General features: G+C 53.0%; 18 protein-coding genes. 9 read left to right on the top strand and 9 right to left on the bottom strand.

What is annotated here, in order from left to right; all coding sequences use genetic code 11:
* The first annotated feature begins 22 nt into the window (after positions 1-22).
* The 3 genes from AACZ40_RS13240 to AACZ40_RS13230 all read left to right on the top strand — a co-directional run bounded on the left by AACZ40_RS13240 (position 23) and on the right by AACZ40_RS13230 (position 4,911).
* Entirely contained in the window at positions 23-841 is an 819-nt protein-coding gene (locus AACZ40_RS13240; RefSeq protein ID WP_291179356.1) for an efflux RND transporter periplasmic adaptor subunit, read from the top strand.
* A gap of 4 nt (positions 842-845) precedes the next feature.
* Entirely contained in the window at positions 846-2,702 is a 1,857-nt protein-coding gene (locus AACZ40_RS13235) for an HlyD family efflux transporter periplasmic adaptor subunit (RefSeq protein ID WP_291179359.1), read from the top strand.
* Between the two features lie 67 nt (positions 2,703-2,769).
* Positions 2,770-4,911, top strand: coding sequence for an efflux RND transporter periplasmic adaptor subunit (locus AACZ40_RS13230; protein ID WP_291179362.1), 2,142 nt, complete (start codon positions 2,770-2,772; stop codon positions 4,909-4,911).
* Between the two features lie 623 nt (positions 4,912-5,534).
* Here the strand turns inward: AACZ40_RS13230 and AACZ40_RS13225 are convergent.
* Positions 5,535-8,417: a glycosyl hydrolase family 8 gene (locus tag AACZ40_RS13225; RefSeq protein ID WP_291179364.1), complete on the bottom strand. Its 2,883-nt coding sequence runs from the start codon at positions 8,415-8,417 to the stop codon at positions 5,535-5,537.
* Between the two features lie 550 nt (positions 8,418-8,967).
* Between AACZ40_RS13225 and AACZ40_RS13220 the strand changes: the two genes are divergently transcribed.
* Entirely contained in the window at positions 8,968-10,308 is a 1,341-nt protein-coding gene (locus AACZ40_RS13220; protein ID WP_291179367.1) for a hypothetical protein, read from the top strand.
* Positions 10,309-10,374: 66 nt separating this feature from the next.
* Here the strand turns inward: AACZ40_RS13220 and AACZ40_RS13215 are convergent, their stop codons facing one another.
* From AACZ40_RS13215 to AACZ40_RS13205, 3 genes are all read right to left on the bottom strand, one after another.
* On the bottom strand, positions 10,375-10,791 hold the full coding sequence (locus AACZ40_RS13215; protein WP_291179370.1) for a hypothetical protein: 417 nt from the start codon (positions 10,789-10,791) through the stop codon (positions 10,375-10,377).
* 58 nt (positions 10,792-10,849) lie between these two features.
* A complete protein-coding gene (locus tag AACZ40_RS13210; protein ID WP_145230317.1) occupies positions 10,850-11,095 on the bottom strand; it encodes a LexA family transcriptional regulator in 246 nt (81 codons plus the stop codon).
* Between the two features lie 202 nt (positions 11,096-11,297).
* On the bottom strand, positions 11,298-12,314 hold the full coding sequence (locus AACZ40_RS13205; protein ID WP_291179375.1) for a hypothetical protein: 1,017 nt from the start codon (positions 12,312-12,314) through the stop codon (positions 11,298-11,300).
* A 456-nt stretch (positions 12,315-12,770) separates the two neighbouring features.
* Between AACZ40_RS13205 and AACZ40_RS13200 the strand changes: the two genes are divergently transcribed.
* Positions 12,771-14,135 (top strand): porin, encoded by a 1,365-nt coding sequence (locus AACZ40_RS13200; RefSeq protein ID WP_291179378.1) that lies wholly within the window; start codon positions 12,771-12,773, stop codon positions 14,133-14,135.
* 232 nt (positions 14,136-14,367) lie between these two features.
* Here the strand turns inward: AACZ40_RS13200 and AACZ40_RS13195 are convergent, their stop codons facing one another.
* Positions 14,368-15,789 (bottom strand): mechanosensitive ion channel family protein, encoded by a 1,422-nt coding sequence (locus AACZ40_RS13195; protein ID WP_291179381.1) that lies wholly within the window; start codon positions 15,787-15,789, stop codon positions 14,368-14,370.
* A 246-nt stretch (positions 15,790-16,035) separates the two neighbouring features.
* Here AACZ40_RS13195 and AACZ40_RS13190 point away from each other — a divergent pair, with 246 nt between their 5' ends.
* Positions 16,036-18,426: a dienelactone hydrolase family protein gene (locus AACZ40_RS13190; RefSeq protein ID WP_291179384.1), complete on the top strand. Its 2,391-nt coding sequence runs from the start codon at positions 16,036-16,038 to the stop codon at positions 18,424-18,426.
* 1 nt (position 18,427) lies between these two features.
* Here AACZ40_RS13190 and AACZ40_RS13185 read toward each other — a convergent pair whose 3' ends face one another.
* The 4 genes from AACZ40_RS13185 to AACZ40_RS13170 are packed head-to-tail and all read right to left on the bottom strand — an operon-like array spanning position 18,428 to position 23,183.
* Positions 18,428-20,044, bottom strand: coding sequence for a hypothetical protein (locus AACZ40_RS13185; RefSeq protein WP_291179387.1), 1,617 nt, complete (start codon positions 20,042-20,044; stop codon positions 18,428-18,430).
* A gap of 28 nt (positions 20,045-20,072) precedes the next feature.
* The gene (locus AACZ40_RS13180) at positions 20,073-21,593 is read right to left on the bottom strand and encodes a hypothetical protein (protein ID WP_291179390.1); all 1,521 of its coding nucleotides are present in this window, start codon (positions 21,591-21,593) and stop codon (positions 20,073-20,075) included.
* Between the two features lie 33 nt (positions 21,594-21,626).
* Positions 21,627-22,475: an alpha/beta fold hydrolase gene (locus AACZ40_RS13175; RefSeq protein WP_291179393.1), complete on the bottom strand. Its 849-nt coding sequence runs from the start codon at positions 22,473-22,475 to the stop codon at positions 21,627-21,629.
* A gap of 36 nt (positions 22,476-22,511) precedes the next feature.
* On the bottom strand, positions 22,512-23,183 hold the full coding sequence (locus AACZ40_RS13170; RefSeq protein ID WP_291179396.1) for an FCD domain-containing protein: 672 nt from the start codon (positions 23,181-23,183) through the stop codon (positions 22,512-22,514).
* A 135-nt stretch (positions 23,184-23,318) separates the two neighbouring features.
* Between AACZ40_RS13170 and AACZ40_RS13165 the strand changes: the two genes are divergently transcribed.
* The 3 genes from AACZ40_RS13165 to AACZ40_RS13155 form a co-directional block, all read left to right on the top strand.
* Positions 23,319-24,047 (top strand): RraA family protein, encoded by a 729-nt coding sequence (locus AACZ40_RS13165; protein ID WP_291179399.1) that lies wholly within the window; start codon positions 23,319-23,321, stop codon positions 24,045-24,047.
* Positions 24,048-24,081: 34 nt separating this feature from the next.
* On the top strand, positions 24,082-24,945 hold the full coding sequence (locus AACZ40_RS13160; RefSeq protein WP_291179402.1) for an alpha/beta fold hydrolase: 864 nt from the start codon (positions 24,082-24,084) through the stop codon (positions 24,943-24,945).
* 22 nt (positions 24,946-24,967) lie between these two features.
* The coding region (locus AACZ40_RS13155) for a hypothetical protein (RefSeq protein WP_339674621.1) at positions 24,968-26,253 on the top strand (1,286 nt) is incomplete at its 3' end.

Below are 26,253 nucleotides of genomic sequence, written 5' to 3'. Positions count from 1 at the left end.
CTGTGTCAAGGGTTGAGAACTAATGAATCGATCACAGAATTATGCCTGGATGATCTTAGCTGCGATGGGATGGCTTTTCTGCAATCCCTGGTCGGCTCTGGCATTGGAACTGGAAGGTTATACCGAGCCTTACCGTACGATCAAAGTTGCGACAGATGAAACAGGCATTGTTGAGAAAGTTTATATCAGCGAAGGCCAGGCTGTGGAAAAGGGGGACCCACTGATCTGTCTGAACAGCGACATTCAATCGGCAATGCTTGCCATAGCAGAACAGAACATGAATGCACAAGGTCGCTTGGAGAGTGCTAAAGCCGAACTGCAACTGAAAAAAGAACGATTCCGGATTCTGCAGTCACTCCGGCTGGAAGGCAATGCGCGTCAGGAAGAACTCGACCGGGCAATATGTGAAGAGCATATCGCGAAAGCGAATATTCAGTCAGTGAAAGAAGACATCGCGACCCGCCGACTCGAATACGAGAAGATCAAAACGCAAATCAGCCGACGCACCATTCGAGCACCGATTTCCGGAGTAGTCAATCTGATCCACAAAGAACAAGGGGAATTCGTAGCCCCCAACAGTCCGGAAACGATGACGCTTGTGCAGATCGACAGGTTACTGGCATTCTTCACCCTCACGCCTCAACAGGCGTCTCAACTCAAAATCGATGACAAAATCGAAGTCACATTCCGAATCAATAATGCCACAACAGAAGGCACGGTTGAATATATTTCGCCTGTCACAGATGCCCAGAGCGGAACCGTTTTAGTCAAAGTCCGGATCGACAACCGTAATGGCAGTTTTCGCAGTGGAGAACGTTGCTGTATCCAATCTGAAAGATAGCCCCATGCATTCGGCCCATACGCCTCATTCACAATCAAAGCAGGTTCGCATCCTGACCAGCAAGGGACGCCGACATCGCAGTCTGCAGAAAATACTGCTGCGTTGCACGCTGACTTCAGATTCGCCAGATCAACTTTTTACGTCGCTTGTGCAAGTACTGACTCAACACTGCCAGCCGTGTTGCATTCTGCATTACAGCAGGAACCAGGATAACCAGCTCAGTGACGGACGTCTGTTATACAATCAGTCGTCGTCAACACTCGACTCTGCAATCCTGTCACAGCTGAAAAGTGTCTGCCTGAAATGCGCAGACAGTAATGAGGTCGAGATCCAGCCGTATATTAACATTGAATTCGTACTTTATGCAGCTCCCATTTCGATACGGGGCCAGGAAGCCGAAACGATTGGCGCTGTCTTCCCAGCAACGGATTCGACGGAATCGTATTCTCTACTCCTGCAGATGTTTGTCAGTCATGTTGTTTTGTGGCATGTATTAAATGATAGTTTAAAAAACGAACAACAGGCGCACGATTCCGCAGCTATCGTCGAACTTCTCTCCGGCATCGCACTCTCAGCTACCCGGTCGCAGGCGAACCAATACCTCGCAAATGAACTCGCTGACTACCTGGGCTGTCGACAAATCGCCATCGGCATGAAATCGGGATCGAACTCATGTTGCCAGCTCGTTTCAATTTCAGGCGGTTCTGATTTTGACAAAGCTTCTCAATCGGTCGAAACACTTGAATCAGCCATGAATGAGACCATCCAGCGAAGTACGACAACCAGTTGGTCTACTGAAAAGAATGAATCCACCCTTGATCTGGTTTCGTTAAAAACACTAGGCATCCAGCAAAATGCGCAAACCATTTTGATGGTGCCTTTCCATAGTTCGGACAACGAAACAACCGGAGCATTTTGTGTCATCGATATCGCATTCGACCGTATGGAGAGCACCCGCTGTTTACTCGAAGCGGCAGCAACGCCCCTGGCGAATTCACTCAATGGAATACAGCAGCGATCAACGCGAGCTCAAGCCTGGAAATCTGTGATCAGCAAACGACTCTGTGGCAGAACCGGTCTTCTGACAGCGGTAACATTATTTGCTCTGGCTTCCATCCTGTTTTTGCCATGGCCCTATCAGGTCAGCTGTGAATGCCAGGTTGAACCCGTCATGCGACGTTTTGTGGTCGCTCCTTTTAAAGGAACTCTGGAAACACTGCTGGTAGAGCCCGGTGATCTGGTTCATCAGGGAGATGTACTTGCCCGCATGGATCCACGTGAACTGCAATGGAAACGTGCCAGTCTGATTGCGGATCAAAAACAGGCCATCAAACGCCGAGATTCTGCACAGGCATCTCGTGAGTATGCAACACAACAACTGTCACGACTTGAAGCAGAACGCCTGGGACTGGAAATCGAACTACTCGACCACCGGATAAACAATCTAGAGATCAGGAGTCCCGTCGCAGGCATTGTTGTTTCGGGAACTCTGAACTGGGCCGCAGGCGCGCCGCTGGAGATTGGAGAAGCGATGTTTGAGATCGCACCACTGGAAAAGATGCTCGTGGAGATCGCAGTCCCTGATGCAGAAATCTGCCATGTCACAGCAGGGCAAAGCGTGCAGGTTCAATTAGATGCCTTACCGGAAACGGATCAGAAACTCAGCCTCGATCGAATTCATCCCCGTTCAGAAATCCGGGACGACGCTAATATCTTTGTTGCGGACGCCCTCCTGGCAAACAGCCAGGGACTCCTCCGTCCCGGTATGAAGGGACGTGCCCGAATTCAAACTGCCCGGCAGCCTGTCTACTGGATTCTATTCCACAAACCCTGGAATCTGCTGCGAAAATATCTGTTTTAAGTTGACGCTAATCTGACACGACGCCGAAGAATTCCCCTTGTCGCCGGGACAATAAATTGAGTAAACCATGAACCTGGAATTAAGTATCTGTGACATTTTCAGCAGCCGTCTCAAGTTGCGTGAAGAATTGATCTTTACGCTGCAGACTGAGAACAGACAGGAATATTACATACTCAACGATCCTCTGCATTCCCGCTATTTTCGAGTAGGCGTGACAGAATATGCCTTCCTGAAACTTCTTGATGGACAGTCCACCGTTCAGGACAGTTACAGCAGAATGTCAACAGAGATGCCATTCCATCACCTCACCAGCGATGACATCGTCAGCCTCTGTCAGTGGGCACTTGGCAGGGATCTCATCCGTCATCAGAACCCGCATTATCACCAGGCGTCTGCAAACGTCAACAGTTCAAAACCGAACAAATCAAAGTTCAATCTCATCCTGTTTCGTTTCCCGCTTGGTAAACCCGATCATTTTTTTACCAGGGCCGAACAACTCTGGGGCTGGCTGTTTCATCCGCAGATCCTCATCGGCTGGTTGCTGCTTTTGCTGTTTGCCAGCTTTCGAATCGGATCGAACTGGAGCAGTTTCTGTAATTCCTCTAAAACAATCCTCTCAATTGATAACTGGCTCTGGCTGGCAGGCTGCTGGGTCGTATTGAAACTGCTCCACGAAACCGCTCACGGAATCGTCTGCAAACGTTATGGAGGAACCGTCAGGGAAGCAGGCATCTTGTTTATTCTGTTTGCTCCCCTGCCCTATGTTGATGTCACATCCTGCTGGAATTTCTCCTCGCGCTGGGCACGCATCCATGTTGCAGCCGCGGGACTTTATATCGAACTGTTAATCGCCGCCATCGCCGCCTGCCTGTGGGGCTACACTTCACAGGAATGGCTGAACCATCTCTGCTTCAATATCGTGGTCACAGCGAGTGTCGCAAATCTGCTGTTCAACCTGAACCCGTTAATGAAATTTGATGGCTATTACATTCTGACAGATCTGCTTCGAATCTCCAATCTTTACTCGAACGGACAACTCTGGTTTCACCAGTGGGCCAAACGGTTTTTCCTGGGAGTCAACACCCTGCTCCCCGACTGGTCCCCGCGCGACCATCTCCTCATCGCTGCCTACGGTGTTACATCCTTCTGTTGGCGTGTGATCGTCTGTATTACTTTAACGGTCACAGCTGCAACGTTCCTGGAGGGAGCGGGTATCATCCTCTCCCTGGTTGCCATTGTATTGTGGATCATTCAACCGGCCTGCCGCTGTGCGAAATACATCGCTTTTGGTAATTCCATCGAAAGCCCCAGCCGCAGCAGATTCTGTCTGATCTCGGGCACATTGTTGCTCTTAACTGTTTTCATATTTCGCTATGTTCCATGGATTGGAAATTTTCAGGCACCTGCGATTGTCGAGTACGCTCCCTTAAGTATAGAACACGCCGAAATCCCCGGGTTCATCAGGGAAATCCATGTCAACAGTGGCCAGCAGGTCAGACAGGGGCAGACGCTGATCCAACTTGAGAACCCGGAACTGAATGTCGAAATCGCTCAATTGAAAATCGAAATCCAGCAATCCGAATTACGCATTCATCAGTATGAACAGAAACGACAGATCGCCGATCAACAGGTTGAACTGGAAACCCTGCACTCACTGCAATCAAAACTCACTGAAAAACAAAAACTCTTTCACCAACTGACCATCCACTCTCAAATCAACGGCCGAGTCGTCACTCGCAATCTCGCCTCAAAACTTGGCACTTACGTGAATCAGGGAGACACGATTATCTCCATTGGAAACGAAAACCAGAAAGAACTGCACGTCGCCGTTGCCCAGAACGACCTGGAACACTTTCTGAAGACGTCCGGACAACCGGTGACAGTCCATATTCCACATAAGCCATTACTCTCCTGTGCCATTGAAAAAGTCGTCCCCCGCGCCTCGGTCACATTAAATCACCCCGCCCTGGCGGCCTCTTATGGCGGTGACCTGCCCGTCAAACCAGTTGCTTCGACCAGCGAAACCCAATCCGAATTCGAGCTGCTCAAACCCCGCTTCAATCTCATCGTCTCCCTTGCTGCACACAGTTCCTCAGAACTAAACGCAGGACAGCGCGTGGCGGTCACCTCTCGTCCCACCGGTTATTCAACAGGCCAGTACCTGAAACAAAGTGTTTCTGAATGGTTCCATAACAAACTCAATCCGTAATACTCTGATTTCTGAATCCCTCCTTTTTCTCTGCTTCCCTGTAAAGTCATATCCGAAACCGGCTGTTTTCCACTGAATAAACTCCCCTTGACACCGCCAGGCATACGTTCAGAATAAGCGTCTTTCCGGGTCGCGCGCGTGGTCCATTACTTTTTCAGGGAAAGAACTCGCATTCGTGAAAACATCAGCACCATACAACCCCCTTGTTTCAGACCGTTTTTCGCAATCACTGCTCGAATGCCCCCGTGTGGATCGACACACATCCCCACACTTTCGTCTCGATATCGCCTCGGCTCCCCCCTCCATCGCTCCGCTGTCAACCCGTATCGCCAACTGATTCAGTTCATCTCCTCTTGTGCTTCTCATGCCGTTCTCGATAATTCCAATCTCAATAGAACAATACCATCCATACCAGAAAGTCGATGATGGACTTTCTCTGTGCCTGCCGTGCGCAGATCACAATCCACACACGCTTGAACACAGCCCCTCGGACGATACAACCGGGTAGAGTTCTGCCTCGTTACCCAGTTTACTGGAAAGACACTCAACCCGAGAGATGAAAACGGGGCACTGATTATCAGCGCCCCGTCCCCAAATCCACATCTCGCATTCTGCGCTTTGCGTCAGACCGGACTCCCATTCAGAACGAAGTCAGAGAGCGGTTCGGCCAGCCCCGATGACGTTCCGATGAAACCAAACGAGACCGTGTCACCAGCGGCAATGTCGTCGTTCCAGGATGCACCACGAATCACATACGTATTCCCGACGTGTGAAACAATCTCGGCGTTCCAGATGTCCGTAATCTCGCCATCAAAGGTGAACTGCAGCATCCAGCCTGACATCGACTGGTCACTCTCATTCCGGATTTCGACTGCTCCCTGAAATCCACTGTTCCAGGCATTCACCACATCATAATTCACCATGCCTGCAGCAGCCGGTGCATCGTTATCCTGGATATTTCCCGTGCCCACAGCAGTCACAAGCGTACCACCCACGGGCTGAGTCAGGACTACCTGGAAGCCTTCCGTTGCTTCCTGATCCACATCACCCAGGATCGGCACCACGATCGTTTTAGTCAGCTCCCCTGGTTGAAAGATCACCTGACCACTCACCGATTGATAATCTGCACCAGCGACCGCTGTTCCTTGAACGGTATGAAACTGGACTGTTACCAGTTCAGTGGTCGGCTGATCCAGTGAAACAGTAAACACTGCCTGCGCCGTTCCGCTGTCACCTTCAGTCACGTTCACATCGTTGATGGAAATCTCCGGGACAATAACCGCGAACTCTTCCACAGTCACATGCACCGTGGTACTGGTCACACTCCCCGTATCAGATACCGTCGTGAACACGAAACTGTCTGACCCCGAGTAACCGGCGTCGGGTGTGTAAGTGAGTGTGCCGTCCTGATTGTCAACCACCGCTCCATGCGTGGGTTGAGAAACCGACTCCAGCGTCCCCCCAGTCCCCAAGGCAGAGGAAGGACTGATATAGTTACCCGACATCACCAGCAGGCTCAACATCGAGACGCTGTCCGCATAGTAATTCGAATGCGTCGTCGCCACACTGTCGAAGACAGAATTCATCCACGCCTGGTCACCGGCATCGGAACCGGTCATTGCTGATACACCAACCGCCGCTCTGAAGAATGGATCGCTCCAGCTGTTGAGAGGTGTTCCATCCAGCGCATAGCCACCTCGAATCAAAGCCGGATTCCCGCCTGACGACTGCTGGAAGAATTCCGACAGCATCTGCGCCTGTGCCTGGGAAACGGCATCCCCGCTCAATACGGCATCCGCGCCCACCCGCCAGGGCACACGCCCCGCGTTATACCAGTAATGCTGGTCATTCACTTCCAGGAAACCCGATGGTGCAGGCGAAACATTCCCGGTCACCGGATCGACAATCACAAAATCAGGCACCAACCCCGTACCCGACTGCTGCTGCAGTTTCGTCATCACTGCCTGGGTCGCGGCGATCACTTCGTTCCAGGCCCCCGTGCCTGTCGCTGCTTCAAAGGCGCGGAAGTGACCATACATGAAATCGCTGGTCCGCACAGACCATTGATTCCGCCCGCCACCATTTGGATTCACCCAGTCCCCCAGCATCGGCAGATGACTGTCGGGACCAATCATCGAGACGTACATCGCATCGATAATCGTAATCGCCTCCTGCAGATAGTTGACCGCGCCGTCACTCCCCCATTGTGCATCGGCAACAAGCAGGGCGTAAGCAATATCCGCATCGCCGTCAAAGGCACTGTTATTCCCGGACGGATCCGGCTGCGCCCAGTCCATCAGATCGGGATTCCCCTGGCTGGGATTCGCACGGGAATACTGAAACAGACCATCAAAGATTGCCTGGGCCTGTGGATCGTAGCCATCCATGTGCGCCAGAACCAGCATGCCATACCCCTGCGATTCGGAAGTCGTCCGCCCCGAAGAATCCATGATCACACGGTAACCGTTCCCGCCCGGATCTGCACGCAACCAGTCCGCCTTCCAGCTGTCATAGTAGTTACTCACAATCTGATCCAGCTGCGTCTGGCTGTACTGGCTGGGGAATAAAGTACCGTTCACATACGACTGCACATGGCTGCCAAAATCCGGATCGCCGCCTGACGTACCTGCGGGAATCGTGACAGCCGTCTCATAAGGCGTCGTCACCGTCACTTCATTCTCAGTAATCACCTCGGCATCGTCATTGGTAATCACCGTCGACGCCGTTGTCAGACTCGCATCCAGCGTCGCGCCTACCGGACTGCTGAGTGTCACGTAAAACTCTTCATCCGGTTCCACCTGGTTGTCACCAAAGACGCGCACCGTAATTGTCTGATCCGTCTCTCCCGCAGCAAAGCTGATCTGGCCACTTGTTTCTTCATAATCTTCACCGGCTGTCGCCGTACCATTGGATGTCTGGTAATTCACCGTCACCGTTTCATTCGCCGCCGCTGACAGAGATACCGTCAGACTGGCCAGCAGCACTCCACTCTCTCCTTCGACCACTGTCGCTCCACTGATACGCACACTGGGAATCGGATCAGGGTCTGGATCGGGATCGGGGTCAACGGGACTTCCACTCCCGTTAAATGCATAGCCGGTCGGCTCGCTGTAGGGTCCGACGGCCACCAGACCGATTGCCAGGGTTTCCCCCACATCCAAAGTTGGTTTCCAGCTGGGAGGTGTAATCCGATAGCGGCCTCCCCCCAGATTCTCCACCTCGGCGTTCCAGAGTGACTGAATCTCGCCCGCAAAGTTAAACTCCAGCTGCCAGTCCGTAAACGCCGTTGCTTCATCATTATTCAGAAGCAGGTTGGCGGTTCGCCCGGAGCCCCAGTCCTGATCGACCTCAAACTGCACATCAGGCGCATCGACCAGGGGATGGGCGGCGAGCATTGTTCGCACTTCCAACGATTCAATCTGTCTCGCGGCCTGCGTACGAGATCGTCGGGGAGTGCCCTGCTGCTGAAGGAACCATTCGAGAAGTGTTGCGTAAAGTCGTTTCATCTCATTAACTCTGCGAACGCAGAGCCCTTTCAGTCTCTGCCAGGGGAGCGCTACGCTGCAAACTGAGATTCAGTCTGCAGAGATGAGAGTGATACGAGTCTCGGACGTAGAAATGCTGAGACGCGTCTGCTGCTCCGTAACACTGCATATCAAAAGGCGCGAGAGGAGACTGCAACACAGGCAGGCCACCACAGGCTCTCACGCGCCCGGGGATGTCCTGGCGCGGAAGCTGTTCTGGCCCAGATTAAACAGCAATGTCCGAAGTTATAGATAGGAATTGAACCGGGAACCAATCCCGGTCCGGAACAGAACCATTTTAACCAGACGTCTCACCCCCCTGTCCAGCACTGATTTGAAATTTATGGGAAACTCATAATGGCCGCAGATGAAAGGCAGATGATGATCTCTCCAGATCAGTTGCTCGGGAGCGGTCATCAAATCCGAAAAGTGACCTGCGTATTGAATTCCCATACAGATTCGTTTACGTTTTATATTCGCTGTTAGATGGAAACTCAGGCCACACATTGAAATCAACCCGAAAGGATTTTCGATGAACTTACCATCGCGATTGTCTCTTTGTCTGCTCTTATCAGTCCTCAGTCTCCCCTGTCTGCAGAACACGTCTCACGCAGCCGACAGGCAGGCAGAAAAAACAGGGACAGACCATCTGGAACCCTGGCAGGAAAAAGGAGTGGAATATGCACGGATCATGTCGCAGGTAAAATGGACGCCTGTTGCCGAGGGCATGCCGCGCAGGAAAGGAACTTTCGAACCCGGTAAAGAGTACACCGGCGTCCCGTATTCGAGTGTCAAATATGTCGGTCGTTATATTGGTTTTGATATCTACCTGAAGACTTTTCTGGCAGCCGTCGAAAATCCGCACAGCGTGTTATACACAGAAAACCTGTATGGCAAGGTCGCCAATGCCGAATGTTATTACGGGAATGTCTGCTCCTCTTACACCAGTTACGCGCTGCAGTGTGGCGTCTGGTATGTCAGCCGTCTGCATAACCCTCCCTACCGCGAAGGGGTCAGCCTGGTCGAGCCCCAGTCAGCACAGGCGGCACAGGTCGGAGACATCATCTTCACACCTCCCCAGCCTGGTTCACACGTGGAAATCGTCACGGGAATCACCAGGAACGCGGAGGGAAATATCACGCATGTACGAGTCGAAGAGAGCCGCCCCCTCACGACCAAAACCAGCAACCGCTCCGTCTCGACCTTTAACAGTCACCTCAAAGCCCGAGGCAGAAAACTGTATCGCATCACCGACCTGGATGCCTGGCGCGGACAGAACAAAGCCGAGTCATTCCTGTTCCCCAACTATGAGGAAGACGCCAAAACCCCGGTCATCAACCGGGTTTTACTGCTTGATCGCGGAGACTGGGTCCCCTATTACAAAGACCAGAAAGTGAAAATCAATATCATGGACAGAGACGCGCTAGGCGTTAAATCCCTGGTCGTCAAACGGGGGGACAAAGTCGTCAAAGAAATCGACCAGCCCGGGAAAGGTGTCATCGAACTCGCTTTCTCCACCTGCGGCGATTATACCGCGCACTGCATCATGCATGACGGCTCACAGAGCCAGGCCTGCGAGTTCTCCGTCTGTGATCTCGACTTCAGCATCTCTGCAGAAACAGCTTCCAAAAGCGAGCCCTGGGAATTGAAGATCCACTCGGACAACATGAAAGTCATCATGGCACTGCTGGTAAACAAAGCAGACAGTTATGACTATCACAACATCTATATGACAGAACAGGATCGGCAGAAAGGAACAGTGAATATTCCCGCCAATTTAATCCAGACCGCAGGCACGATGCAGGTCTGGCTGGTCGGTGAAAACAAATATGGCAGACTCAAGAAACGCCGCGACATCCTGATACAGGATTAAGCTGAGCAGGCCTGCCGGACAGACCCTGACAGACTAAGTTGCCCGATGATGTTTTACCGGTTCCACTCAGCTCTGATGCAGCATCTCAAGCGGTGTTTGAATAAACCGGGGCTCTCCCAGTTGTGCCAGCAGGTCAGCTGGATACTGCCCCGGATTTTTCCCACTGACGAATATCGGCGTCGACTCGTCTGAGTAGAACAGCATCACATCCCCCAGTTCCATCACGCGAAACACCCGCTGCAGGTAATCCGGATTGTCGAGCGGACGGGCAATCGTAATGCCTTTGACATGACCGCTGGCCGGCGCCCCTTCTCCCAGGTACATGTCCACATAATCATCGGGATCATGAAAGCTGACCCGCAGACAGCCATACTCCTCCAGCCACTCCGTCTGTTCCGTCGCCAGGATCTCGCGCACCGTTTCAAAATCGAAACCGACCGACTCCCCGTCCCGATAATTCCAGAGAAACGCTTCTATACTCATCGCGCCTCCTCAATCGTTTCACAATCGCGTGGACGAACCGCCGGGACACTCCCGCCGCCTACTGCACTTCGCCGCAGAACCGGATTCGCAGATTCTCCACGACTTCCAGTCCCCGGGGCATAAACTGATTGCGTTTCAGACGGCCTTTGGCTTCAATCGCTTTGAGATGATCCGAGACCCCATTGGTCGATTTAATCCCAAATGACTGACCAATCTCCCGCACCGTCGGCGCACACCCCGTTTTGGCGGTAAACACACGAATAAAACTGATAATATGCTTCTGTCGCTCGGTTAATTTTTTCATCGCAGGGTCTCTGATTAAATGATCTCCAGAAAAATACACACTCCACGAATATTACCCACTGCCGGTTTTACTTCACAAGGTCTATCACCCAGGAAATCAGATTCATTATCGGGACGCCTCATCGGAACAATTGAAAGGAGTCACCAAATTTCTCTGGTTCTATGCGGCTGGCAGGAAAAAGCACAGGATCGAATGCCTCCCTTTATTTTTTTTGCTGTGGAATTTCGAATGGGCCGACCTTGGAATCATGCTTCCGCAGGGCATCCATGATCGCTTTATAAATATAGGGATTATTTTCCAGGGCCCGCGCATTCTCTTCAGTCCATTTTTCATATTTCAGATCCTGGAATGCGACATCGTCCAGCTTGCCGAGTTCGATAAGAATGTCACGCATGACCTCCCCGCCTTGCAGAAAACGGTCCCGGAGGACCAGTGATCCGTCCGCGTATGTCAGGGTTGACAGTTTTTCTCCCAGCATCTTGCCTGAAAGAAAATCATCACGGTCGGTACGAGAGGCAATCGGGTTCCACAGCACATGCTCGGACTCAGACTTCATTTTCACCAGTTGCTGGAGATGCAGGGATATTTGCGGCCAGGGCCCCCGGGGAGAATACTTGATCTCTCCCAGCCCGTCCTTGCCGGTCCCATGCTCGGCCCAGCGCGCCATCCCTTCCAGATACCAAGAGTTCTTGAAATAGGTTGTCCCATATTGAATCAGATGAAACGTCTCATGAGTGGGAGTGACGTTTTTGGTAGGATCAAGCTGGCTGGAAATCGCCATGACAATGGCGCGGTCGGTGGGATTTCCCTCGGGAATGGAACGGGCCCGCTGCGCTCTGGAAAATGCCACACCGTTCAGGTTTGACATTTCAGTTCGATCAAGAATGCTGACCTGAATACAGTTGACGCCCTGGTAGCGTTCGCTCTCAAAAGGATCGGGAAACTTGAGGACTTTGCAGAACAGTTGATGGGCCGCCCAGACCTGCTTCGCCACATTTTCGACCTGGTCCGGCACACCGTTTTTATCAACGTCAACAGGCGAAACCGCACCGATCCCCTCCGTGACGTAAAAGACCCGGACATCGTCATAGACAAAGTGTTCCTTCTCCTGAGGCTTCTTTTTCTGCTGAGCGGATGTAAGAGAGGTTGAGACAATGGCCACCAGGAGAACGGCAAGTGCGACGATCCGGCTCAGCATGCGGCGGCGGGTAGATCTCATTTGAACAAGCCTTTTTAACTAAAATCGCAATGATCCTCTACAGGATCTATTGATATCAGCATGACTGTTGACAGCAGAATGAACGTCACACATTGATAGAGTCAACTTGTTCTTTCCCACCTATGATTAAACAGGCGGTTGTTTGTTATCAAAAATCATACCAGAGGAATACAGGCGGTCAATAAAATTCACCTCACGCACAACCGGAATAACCCGCACAGCTTCCGCGGTCTTTCATGCAAGCCGCTCACTTTGATCGCTTTTCAGCAAAGTAGCCTGGCCTGCGTTTCCAATCGTTGCAGTTTCCCAATTTCTGTAACCGATAAAATAAGCAGTCCCACTGCTGCGGACACGGTCTGCGCCTGCGCGTGACAGAGCCTTTTCAGAGAAGGTTCTCAGCAGCAGTTTGGTTTCATTAACATTCACAATCACGGCACAGATACGAAATCCCGCCCGATGGAGCGACAGCAGGATCAATCGCGAAATGTGTTCCGGCACCCCGCTCATTTCCGATGCTGGTTGTCGCTGCTGGGATACTGGCTCGCGCTCAGTTGCGCTCCCCTGTTCGCGCAGGAATTCACTACAGACGCGCTGCCGCCACCACTCACAGATTCGTTGTCGACAGAAACTTCTTTCATCAGTCCCTTCCCGACCTGCGACGAAGAGACCTTTCCCTGTGTCCCCGGCCTCGTCGATTCCCGTGATTACCCGACCGGCAAATTGAGTGGTTTCATCCAGGTCGACTCCGCCACTTTTGACCAGTCGCCGGCTTCAATGGCGGCGTTTGGCGAGATCAATAACCGTACCGCCGTCCGGCGTGCGCGGCTGGCACTCACCGGGGACCTGGCGACCGACGTCGGCTATAAAATGGATGTCGAGTTCGCCACGGATAATCCCCGGGCCCGCGATATCTATCTGGAATTCCGTGATCGCCCCTACGCTGATCGCCTGGTCGTCGGGACCACCAAAGTCCCGTTCCAGATGGAAGCACTCACCAGTTCCAAAAACTTTACCTTCGCCGAACGGGCTCCCTTTTTTACCTTCTCCCCGTTTCGGCAGGTCGGCATCTGGGCGGATGGCACACTGGAAGAAGAACGGGGCACCTGGTCGGTCACCGGCTTCATTGTCGGCAAAGGGGGCTTCGATCTGAATCATCATGCCGACGGACAGGGCATCGCCGCCCGAACCACGTACCTGCACTGGTACGCAGACGACGGACGCGATCTGCTGCACACCGGTCTGAACTACAGCGTCCTGCAGCCGTTTGACAGGCAGGTTCGCTACGATTCCAAACTGAGCTTCTTCACCAACCAGGAACCGGGCATCAATTCATCGGGTCCACCGCAACTCGTCGACACCGGCTATGTCCCTGCGGAAAACGTCAACCTGTTTAACTTCGAACTGGCAGGATCCCGGGGTCGTTTCAATTATCAGGCGGAACTCACGTATGCCCTGGTAAATCAGATCGGCGGCCCCCCGCTGGTCTTTTACGGCGGATACGCGCAGGCGGGCTGGTTCTTCACCGGGGAATCCAAACCCTACAATCGCAAGACGGGCGTCTTTGATTCCGTCGAGCCTCTGCACAGTTTTTTTGACGGAGGCTGGGGCGCGTGGGAACTGGCCGCGCGGGGCACCTTCCTCAATCTGAATGATAAAAACATCACGGGCGGTCGCATGAACTCTGCCGAAATCGCATTGAACTGGTATTTGAGTAATCAACTCAGCCTGAAATTTGATTACGTGCACGGCCTCATCAATAACGCTACGACCGACGATCTTCCGATTGATATCTTCGGTGCCCGTCTGCAGTACATTTATTAATGAACCTGAGTTTGTTTTCTTCCAGAGTAAAACTTTTTCTGCTCACAGAGAGATAGATGTCAGCGCGCACCTTCCACTGGTCCCTGATCGACCAGCATGGTCTCTCAGCTTTCAGCTTCAGGCCGTTTCCCGACTGTATCCAGCTTTACTGTTGCGTCTCCTGTACCATTGGAACCGTGTTTCATCGAATGAGAGAAACTATGTTTAAATGTGATGCGCTTCGGTTGCTCGCTCAGGAAGACAACAGGTCGGTCGAATCTTCTTCCGGATCGCGTGCCTGCTGACTCTGACGTTCCAGTTCGTTATATTCACTGGCAAGGCTGCCTTCTGCCTCGGTGACGGTCTCCTCTTCCGGTATCGCCACCGGCGACCGTGGCGGAGTGAGCGGCGGTTGTTTTGCGGGCGCCGTTTTTTTCGCCTCGGCTTCCTCTGCGGACACCATGGTAACCGGCACACCTTGCGGAAAGATCACTTCCCGCGCGTCGTCTGGCATGGAGAAGCCACGCTCTTCAAAGGTCGTCTTCACCAGTCGCATCATTGAGGAATTCACTTTTAACACACTGAACTGATGACCGTTGATCCAGTAATACAGGCGCAGATTGACAGTCGAAGAACCCAGGCTTTCGACCAGCACAATCGGTTCAGGATCGTCGAGTACCGCCGGATGGGATTCCAGAATCCCTTTGGCGATAGACTGCGCATCGTTGAGTGGAACGTCGTACCCCACACCCACCAGGAAATCGAGCCGCACTTTAGGGTTCGAGGTAAAGTTCAGAATCTTGCTCTTATAGATAATCGCGTTGGGGATCTGAATATGATTGCCGTCCAGCGACATCAGCAGCGTTCCGCGTGTATTGACACGTTGTACAAAGCCCTGAATCCCTTCCACTTCAATCAGGTCACCATAGCGAAACGGGTTCTGCATACTGATCAGAATGCTGGCCAGGAAGTTTTCTGCAATGTCGCGAAACGCAATCCCGACGATCAGACCGAACAATCCCGTTCCCCCCAGGACCGTCGCTGCGAGCCGTGTCAGGCCCGCAATTTGTAACACCAGGTAAATCCCCAGCAGAAAGACCAGCAACAGCAGCCCTTTGCGAACCACGCCCCGGAGCAGTTTATTCTGAAACCGCCTGAGCAGTGTATGGTCTGCGATATGCCCTGAAACAAACATCGCAAAAAATGTAAACAATAGCACCAGCAGCGCTGCCAGCATGATGGGGATAGACTGCACCGACTTGCGGATGATGGATTTGACCGTGCCATACGATGCGCTCAAATCAAACAGGTCGGGCTGCGTGAGTTCAATCCGGTTGACCACAGCCACCACGTCTTGCGTATTCCGGGAAAGCTCGCCGGCCCATTGTCGGTATTTCTCATCATCGGTGGATCCGGACAGGAAAGCAACCCCCTCCTGCACTTCGACACGCGGTTCTTCAAACCACTCGGTCGCTTTAAGAATGCGCGTCAGCCGTGTCGAGATTTCGGAATCTGCAACTTCAGGCGTGACATTCACCGCTTTCGGCGCGGTCAATCTCTCCGTTGCCGGCGGTGTTTCAGTTGGCTCATCAGGCGTCTTCTCCTGCGCGACACACACGAGAGAACAGACTCCCCAGGCCAGCAGAAATACCAGCGCCCTGTTTGCAGTGATCATTCAGCAACTCCTGCTGTCAACTATTGAATTTCCCTGCGCTGTCATAGCGCAACAGGAGAAGACAAAGCACATGTCATACCAGTCAGAATGTTTTTTGTATTCGTCTCGGCTGGAAGAACCTCTGGGCATGCAGAGCCAAAACAGAAAAAACAGTCGTATTGATTGCCCCTGCCGCGTCAACAGGGGTATCATCAATGGATACGGATCCTCATAATTCAAAGAACAGAATCCAGCCAGGAAGCCTCCATGAAAACTTTGATCTCTCGCCATACCCCTGCATTCCTCATCTGTGCCGCGTTCTTCATCAGCCTGATCACGTTCTCAAGCTCATCCTCAAACGCCCAGGAAAAAACCGAAGCGTCTCCCTGGGCCGTTTTACAACCCGCCCCTGATCCACGACCTCTGCCTCATACCAAACCGCTGATCTTTCCTGGTGACCTCAGCGAAAAGATGATTGCCGGCATCGACAAGTTCCTGCTCAGGCAGATTGCCCAGGCAGCCAATGAACGACCGAACAACTGGAAACGGGATCTCACTTCTCCCGAAGCCTATTTAAAGTCGATTGCCGACAAACGGGCGGAACTTTCAGCCATGCTGGGTCTGACCGATCCCCTTGTCACCGGTCGTTTTGCTTACATTGGCGATGCGTCTGATCAGCCTGCGGAGGAATTCACACTCTATGAAGTCAGCTGGCCTGTGCTGGATGACATGCAGGGCACTGGTCTGTTACTGGTTCCGCAAGGAAAGATTCGCGGCGACATTATCGCGATTCCCGAAGCCGACCAGCTACCCGAAGATCTGGTTTCCGCGAACAACCCCACGGACGCCTATGCACAGCAACTGGCGCGTTCCGGTTTTCGTGTGCTGATCCCCACGCTGATCAATCGAGATATTAATCAATGGAAAATGAGCAACCGCGAGTGGGCGCATCGACCATCGTTTGAGCTGGGTCGCACGCTGGCAGGTTATGAGACGCAAAAGGTCATGGCGGGTGTCAGTATTTTGAAACAGACCAGCGAGGATGAGAAACGCTCCCTCGGCGTCATCGGCTGGGGTGAAGGGGGAAGACTCGCATTGTATGCTGCTGCCCTCGATCCACGCATCGATGCTGCGGCTGTCTCTGGCTACTTCAGTTCGCGACAGTTTCTCTGGGAAGAACCCGCAGACCGTAACGTCTTTGGCCTGCTCAAATCGTTCGGCGATGCGGAAATCGCGAGCCTCGTCGCACCGCGGACGCTGATTATCGAAGCGGGCAAGTATCCCGAATACGGTTTTCGCACGACCGCCTGGGGCGAACTGGAAGTGAAACAGGACGGCTATACCGCACTCAAAGGCAAGCCGGGGCGACTGCTGGTTCCCGATAAAGACGAAGTCAAAACCGAAGTCGCACGGGCCCGTGAATTCACTGCCGCTCTGAATCCGCAGGCACCGACGCTCGCACTTGTGGATTCGCAGGTCCCCGTCTCCCCGGAAACACTGACCGCTTTGATACAGAGCCTGGACGCAGATGCGAAACTGGCGGCCGCCTCCAAACCCCTGGATCTCAAATCGCGCGACCACGCCAGTCAGCGGCATGACGAACAACTGGCCGAGATCCTTCGGCATAACCAGCGCCTGTTGCAGTTGGCCTATGAAACCCGTATTGAATTTATGAAAGACCTCAAAACCGATTCACTGGAAAACTTTGAGAAATCGGTAGAACCTTATCGCAAGATCTTCCGCGAGGATGTGATCGGCAGCTTCGACCTGGAACTGCTGCCCGATAACGCCCGCAGCCGAAAGTTTCAGGTCGGCCCCAAGACGATCAGTTATGAAGTGGAAATGGATGTCTTTCCCGATGTCACCGCGTATGGCATTCTGACATTACCCAAAGATATGAAACTCGATGGTTCCGAACAGCGGCCCGTCGTCGTCTGCCAGCATGGTCTGGAAGGACGCCCCCAACACACGGTTGGCGAAGAAGGTTATCGCGCTTATAAATCGTTTGCAACCCACCTCGCAGAACGGGGCTTCATCACCTTCGCCCCTCAGAATCCGTATGTTCTGTTCGATCGTTTTCGCACACTGCAATTCAAATCGCAGTCCATCGGCCGAACCCTGTTTTCCATCGCAGTTCCCCAGCATCAGCAGATTACAGACTGGCTCTCGACGCTGCCTTTCGTTGATGAAAAGCGGATCGGCTTCTACGGAATTTCTTACGGCGGAAAATCAGCCATGCGAATTCCACCGCTGGTCAAGAACTATGCGCTCTCGATCTGCTCAGCCGATTTCGGCGAGTGGGTCTGGAAGAATGCCGCTACCGACAAACGCTCATTGCGGTACAGCTATGCCAATAAAGGAGAATACGAAATTTTCGAATGGAACCTGGGCAGTACCTTCAACTACGCCGAGATGGCCGCCCTCATCTGTCCGCGGCCCTTCATGGTAGAACGCGGACACTTTGATGGCGTCCAACCCGATGATCGTGTCGCCCAGGAATATGCCAAGGTACGATTTCTCTACCAGGCCCAACTGGGTATCGGCGATCGACAGGAACTCGAATTCATCAAAGGACCGCACGCCATTCATGAACAGGGAACGTACGACTTTTTACATAAGCATCTGAACTGGCCCGCACCCAAAGAGTCGGACAGATGACTCACGAACCGTTTTCGTTCCCGACATACAGTGCATAAAACCTGGCTTCAGTCGAATCAGGAAACGTGACCCGTACCGCCAGTTTTTTGCCGGCAGGTAAGGGCCTGCTTCCGGACCAGACAATCGGCGTACGGGTTCCCGCCTGGGTAATGCGGGCCGCTTCGTTACCTGAGTAACCGGGCAGCGGTTTATCGAATTCATCCAGCAGTTCCACCGTTAAGAGATTCTCTTTTGATACGCCTTCCACATTCACGAACAGTTTCAGATCCCCATCAGTTTCAAAGGGAGCAGTCACAAAGTGCGCTGTGTTATCAGCAATTTTGCGGGAAAGATAACCAAAGCCATCCCGTCTGAGGGTCGCCAGGCCGATTTCCATATTCTTGAGTTTTCCGCCGGTATCCCAGTGCGAATACCACATCAGTATTTTTTCGCCCCGGTTGACAAAGGCATGCCCCTGCAGCAGCGCGATGTCATCCCACTCTCCTTTTTTTCCGCGGGAAATCACCGGATGGTCGGGCACCGGCTCCCGGAAGTGAATCCCATCATCGCTGACGATCAACCCCAGATCCACACTGACACCTTCGTTCCAGTAGCGTCCGTCTTTGGGTTTCTGTGGCGCATCCTGCCACATGCCATACAGGCCCACCAGGACATTCCCCCGATTCCAGATACCCGCCCCCATGTGGGTCTGCTGACCGGGTATCGGCGTGGCCGTCAACTGGCCCGGTCGAGCAAATGACAATGCTTTCGCACGGGACCAGTGATCGAAGTCGGAAGACCGATATGCGAGCATCACACGACCGGTATCAGAACCATCCATCCGCCAGCTCCAGGGAGAAAGCAACTGACCATTGGCATAATAAAAGTTGCCGAACCGATACAGGCTGGAGACTTCGAAGCGTTCACCCCCTGCATTCATCGGACGGTCGCCGACAACATCCCACGTCAACCCGTCAGCACTGGTAGCACAGACAAAGGCACCCCAGCGACGTTCGTCCGGCCCGATTTTGCTGCGTCCGCCACGCACATCGGCAAACGGCGGATGCGCGATGTAGGCGCATTTAAAACGACGTTGCGGGTCGGGATCACTGGCATCATACAACACACTTAAAAAATCATTGACTTTAGCCAGTGCAGGAACTTCCGAATTGATCAGACAGATATTGTTCTGTTTGTTTCCATTAAACTCCACCAGGTCGAGGTTCGGCTTGGTCCAGTGAATACCATCATCACTCTCGGCGTAACACATAGGCCGCCACCAGCCGGGCGCCTGACCACTTTGAATGGCCGTCTCGAACATTCCCAGGTACCACATACGAAATTTCCCGTCCCTGAACATGACGCTGCCGTACAGAATCGCATGTCCGTGATCGGGGGCGCCCTCCGGTCCACGTCGCAGCACAGGATTCGCCGGATGCTTCTCTGCTGTCACGGGTGTCAGTTGCAGATTGTTCCGCCAGGGAATCGCATGATCATCGAACGAGAAGAAGACGGCCTCCTCCACTTCCGGACCGCGGTCCACCGAAACCGTTTGCGCAGACAGACCGGCATGCATCACCAGAAGTAATAGAATCGACAGACAGGCGGGGAGATTTTGCTTTAAAGGAGAGACTGGCATGGATTCTCTTTCATTTCATTCAGGTTCGTCAGGGAAGAAGAGATCGTACTCGTTCGGTTTGAAGTTCGTTTTGAGGAATCGTATCCTGTTTCAGTTTTTTCAAATCAGCGCCAAAACCGGTCTTCGTGGTGAAACTGCTGCCCCACTCCGATTGCTGTTCCTGCCCGATTAACTGCTGAAACTGACTGAATTGCGATGGAGTAAAAAAGGTTTTGTCGACTCTCAGGCTCTGCAGATCGTAGCAGTTCCGGTCCGCCGTCCATTTGACATCTTTCCAGATCAGCAGTTCGGGCTGTAACGGCTCCCCTGCGTTTTCAGTTGCAGCCAGGTAGTCGTACGCCGCGTTGGAAATCGGTAAGACAGCAGCTCCGATCATCAGCGAATCATGCAGACGCACGTCGCCGCCGGTCGCCTGAAAGTCGAGGCCCATCAGCGTTACATGGCTGGCGTCGAGCACACAGTTGCGAGAGACGCGGACCTCATTTTTACCGGCCACACGGCGGATGAAGACATTCTTCATCGTCAGCGAACAGGGTTGCGCAGGATCATCGCGACCCACCAGCATCAGCGTCCGCACCGCCGAAGAAAGTATGACTGAATTGGTCAACGTATAACGGCCCGTATCCAGAAAAAACAGATCGAAGCCCAGGCAGTCGCGGATGAAGACCCGGTTGTAACTGGTCCGGCTGGATCCCGTGTCGCAGATGCCTGTTGAATTGCCGATCGAGACAAAGCCATCAACGCGGTACTCGGCTGTCTCGTGCGCACTGATCCCGTCATCACCACACTCAATCGCGCGAATATTCTCAAACAGAACATCTTCACAATGGCCATGGATATTAAAACCATCGTTGTAGGCATGTGTGCAGGTCAGATTGCGAATTACCAGGTGCGCATTATGATTTATTCCCGAACCGCCAAACTGCATGCCGGCGGAACGCACTGGAATCCGCAGATTCTGTTCACTGAGCTGCGCACCCGCAGAAAGTTTTAAATAGAAAGCACCGGTGACCTCTGAACTCTTCTCTGTCGATGCGGTCTGTTTCACAAACGTCCATTCACCCGGCTGCAGATCCTCCGGCTTTTTCCATTTCTGACTGGGACCTTTGGAAGTGCGGCCCATGTGAACCATCTTGCCATTCCACAGAAAAAACCAGCGCTGCAGAATGGCATCGCTCAATGCGGGCATCAGATTCTCACAGCGATACAGGTCGGGTTTGATTTCCACCCACCGGGTGATATCAATGGGATCGGAACCTTCCAGGGTCGCGCCATGCCCGTCGAGAATGATCGGCTTATCCGGCGTTCCCTGCTTGCCATAAAAACCTGCATACTCGTAATACACAGTGGGCAGCAGATGAATCGTGTCACCAGGTTCCGCGTTGCGAATTGCCTGACGAATTGTTTTGAGCGGCCCTTCTGTCGCTGCATCATTCCCTTTATCCGGGTCGACATGAATGTCGCGGGCAGAGACGACATTACAGACCAGCAGTATCATGACTGCGGACCGGAAACAAAAGCAGGAGTGATTCAAAAAAGTTCGTCGCATGGAAACGCTCTGGCGAATACAGGAATGAATCGTCTATTTTGCGGGTGAAGAATCAGGAGTACCGACCTGTTTCAGAAACCATTTCGCTGCCACATCGGTTGAGCCTTTGGGAACGGTGTGCCCCTTGGGTTCGGCAATCACATGCAGATCGACCTGACTTTGCTGTCCCTTTTCCAGACCCGCGTGCGTGATGCTGCGGGCCAGTTCGATCGCTGCGTCTGTTCCGACCCGCTCATCACGGTCGCCGATGACAATCCAGACCGGACGTCCTGCGAGTTTTTGCGAATTCTGAATCATACTCAGCGACTGTACCATTTCATTTTTGGCCCGCGATTTGAATTCGTTCAGGACTGTCAGATCCGTCACCGGCGCAAATGCGGCGACTCCTTTGACCCGGGGATCATGGGCGGCATACTGCAGCGCCAGGTAACCGCCCCGCGATGTACCACACACGCCGACATAGTCTGCATCGGTCTGACCGCCGGCAATCAGTTCGTCCAGCACCTGACTGAGCCGCCCGTTATTGTCGGCAACGAAGTCATCCCCCTGCTCACATCGATAAGCCCATCCACTCAATCCCGTGGGCTCCGGCGGCCGATGCTGTTTGCCGTGACAGGGAATATCCACCGAAACCAGCAGATAGCCGGCCTTCGCCAGCTGGTTTCCACACTGGCGAAAATAGGGACTGCCCAGCGTACTCTCCATCGTGCCCGCCAGGATGAACAGGGTTGGTTTCGGTTGGTCAGGCAGTGGTCCCCAGGTTGCGAATTCCGTGCCTGCTTTTGTTTTGTGCAGTTCGACGGTGGGCTCAGCTGCTGACAGCGTCGACGCCATAAGCAGGATAGCCATTCCCTGACACAGTCTCTTTGAGAACTTGTTCATGATGTCGCTCCTCAGTCATATTCAACAGGTCCAGTTTCAATCCGTCTTGTTCAGATTCAGCCAGTTTCGCGACTGCATCTGCATCATCGTGCGGGCCCGGTTCGAATCGCGATCCCGAATTGCAGCCGCCAGCTCCTGATGCTCCCAGATCATTCGTTCGCCAGTGGTTTCATCGGGCTGATATTCCTGGTACACCGATTGAAAGAAATTCACCAGCACCCGTTGCATGCCGGCAATCAGTGTGGAAGAGGTCATCTGCAACAGCAGTGAGTGAAAGGCGATGTCCAGTTCGGCAATCTTTCCTGGCTGGTCACCGCGAATCGCGGCAGCCATTTCACCTGCCAGTTCACAAAGCTGCTGACATTGCTGATCGCTGCCGTTCCGGATCGCCAGGTCGACGGCTCCCATCTCCACCACATACCGCAACATCGAGAGTTCAGAAACATCCTGCTCGGAATCAAACAGGGAAGGCAGCCCCAGTTGCAACAGTCGCAGAGGATCGGGACGCCGCACGATCAGACCGATGCGTTTGCGCCCCTCCAGGAGACCGATGGCCGTCAAACGGCTGACCGCTTCCCGGGCGACGGTCCGTGATACCTGGTATTCTTCCGCCAGATCGGATTCGGTCATAAAAAACGCCCCGTCCTCAAGTCGTTCCGACTGAATTCGCTGTCGAATCCGCTCTGCCAGCTCATCAGACTGGGTCATCTGGTAATTGATTCCCGTCGACATATATACTATTTATTTTCCGTAATGAGCCATTATTTTGATTTACAACAGATATTATTATGATTAAATAGTATCTATTCTCTGTTCGATGTCAATTCATTTCTGAGTACAAATATGAATCGCCTTCCTGACCTGGCAGAATTACGACGCTTTGATACCCCGACAGTCTGTAACGCGATTGAGCTGTTTGAGGTGCGTTCCCGTGCCACGGGTTATATGGATCGAAACATCGCCGCCTGCTTTCCCGAGTTACCGCCGATGGTCGGTTACGCGGTGACGACCACATTTCGTTCGTCAGTTCCAGCGGACAGTTCAGTTGACCCCGGGATCTCTGCGCGGCTGATAAAATCGTTCGCGGACTTACCCGGTCCCGCTGTGGTTGTCTTCCAGGATCTGGACGATCCTCCGGCCGGCGCCACGTTCGGGGATGGGATGTGCCTGACCTACAAAACATTTGGCGCAGTTGGACTGATCACCTCGGGAGCGGCCCGTGATATTGATAACGTTCGTGCTCTCGAATTTCCCTGTTTCAGTCAGGGTATTATGAGCGGGCATGGCTACTGTCACTTCGAAGCCACGGGGGTGCCTGTCGAAGTCGGAGGTCTCACCATCCATCCCGGTGACCTGCTGCACGGTGACTGTAATGGCGTGGTCACAATTCCCCCGGAGATTGCTGCTGCCGTCCCGTATGCCTGCGAACAATATCTCAAATATGAAGCAATCGTCCTCGATCCCCTGCGTGAAGGATCGGCTGATCTGGACCGTCATCAGCGAGCCATCCAGGAAATGATCGCACGCCTCAACGAATTGAAAATTGAACTCAAAACCATGATCCAGTCCTGACAACGGTGATCAAATCCATTAAACGAGTTTCAGTATGAATCAAATATTCATTAATCACTTTTGGTGTCGACTGTTCATCACGGTCGCGGTTCTCATCGGAATCTGTTCTTCCCCGCTTATCGCGGCTGAAACGGATGCCGTTTCCTCAGAAAAGATCACGCGGCATGAGTACTCCGACCCACAAACCGGCAGGATCACGCCTTATCTTTTGTACCACCCCGATGCAGAAGCGAACGCGCAATCGTCTTCACTGCTGATTTTTCTGTATGGTGCCGGAGGATCGCTCAAAAGTTATAATTATTCCCGCGAACCCTATCAGAAATTGCGGAGCGAACTCGCCCGGCGCGGATTTTATGTACTCGTTCCCGATCTGGGTAAACTGCACTTCATGAATCAAGCGGCAAAACAGGCATTGGATGGCGTGACTGCAGAGGTTCTCGTCGGGCAGAAGATCTCAAAAGATCGCGTACACATCATGGGCACCAGCATGGGGGGTGGATCGTCACTCGTTTATACCCTGCATCGTCCCGACCTGATTCGTTCCGTCTGTGCAGTGATGCCCATGACCGACTTTGCTGAATGGATCAAAGAGAACCCGCGGTACGCCAAACCGGTCACCGCCGCTTATGGCGGTTCTCCTCAACAGGTTCCGCAGGTGTATCAGGCGAACTCGGCGATTCAGAATGTCGACACGTTCCAGAAAATTCCGGTGATGCTGATCCACGGGTTGAAAGATCGCACCGTGCTTCCCCAACACAGTCAGAAACTGGCAGAACATTTGCAGAATAAACAGTATCCCTGCGAACTGTTGCTGCTGAATGACCTTGCGCACTCGGATGAAATCATGCGCAGCATGCAGGTCAAAGCCGCTGATTTCTTCGAGAACGCCATGAAATAATACTTTTTTTCCAGGATCCAATATGATGCTGAGAACCACACAACTCTGTTTCCTGCTGAGTCTGTTCTTTGTCTGTCTGTTCTGTTCGGGCAAAGTCACTCATGCTGCCGAGGTAAACTCCGGAACAAAAACGCTGCTGCTCGTGGATGATCATCACATTTTGTATCGTGCGGGAACCAGGCGCCTGTTTCATCACGCGGAAGCGTATGCTGAAAATCCGGTTGTGCGGGAAGACCAGCCCTGGGAACTGGCCATCGCCTGGTCTTCGATTCATCGCCATCCCGAGACAGGAATTTACCAGTTATGGTACCAGGCCTATGCCGGAGGCCGCGACCCGCGCAAAACGCATCGCTGTGTGGTCTGCTATGCTGAGTCCGAAGATGGCATTCACTTCACGAAACCGATGCTGAAACTGCATGATTTTAAAACCGATCGGAAGCCCTGGGAGGGATCATTTCCGGAAACCAATATCGTACTGCTGGCATCAGGCGGCTATGGCGACCGCTATTGCAATTCGGTTCTGTTTGAACCCGGTGAAGATGATCCCGCGCGACGATATAAAATGTTGTACTACGATTTTTCTCCTGATGAGAACAATCAGGAATGGCCGGGCTGGCATGCCGCTTTTTCCCCCGATGGTATTCACTGGTCGAAATCGCCGCGTAATCCCCTCAATCAGACTGCTTATGGCGGACGCACACTACAGCCTCTCTTCACGGGAGAGGAACCTTATAAGGAGCAATGGGACAAACGCAAAAGCTTCATGCGCAAGCAGTGGCTGTTGCCACTCTCGATGTCGGATGCGGTTGACGTCTTTTTCGATCCGAAACAGAAGGAGTATGCCGTCTATGGAAAATGCTGGTTAAATGGACCAGATGGAGGCCTGGCCTGGAAACACGCGATGGCCCGTTCCAGCAGCAAAGATTTTCTGACCTGGTCTGCTCCCGAAATTGTCTGTTCGCCCGATGATCAGGATGCTGCCAACACGGAATTTCATAATTCCCCCGTATTCTTTTATCACGACTGCTACTTCTGCCTGAACCAGATTCTGCGTGCCCGGGGCGAAGCGGTCGGTGCCAAAGCGGATCTGATGCATATCGAACTGATGATCAGCCGTGACGGCATCCACTGGGATCGCCCCTGCCGCGAACTTTCTTTCATTCCCCAACAGCCCTTCTCGAGTGGGGGCATCTTCACGAATGCAACGCCTGTAGTTCTACCTGACTCGATTCGCTTCTATTATGGAGGTTATACCAGCGGTGCGATTGGGGGAGGCTCCAAACTGCCCGATGCCAGTCAGCAGAGCGG

The sequence above is a fragment of the uncultured Gimesia sp. genome, from assembly GCF_963972345.1.
GTDB lineage: Bacteria > Planctomycetota > Planctomycetia > Planctomycetales > Planctomycetaceae > Gimesia.
Note: the sequence above shows the minus strand (reverse complement) of the source record. Positions and strands in the feature narration are given on the sequence as shown.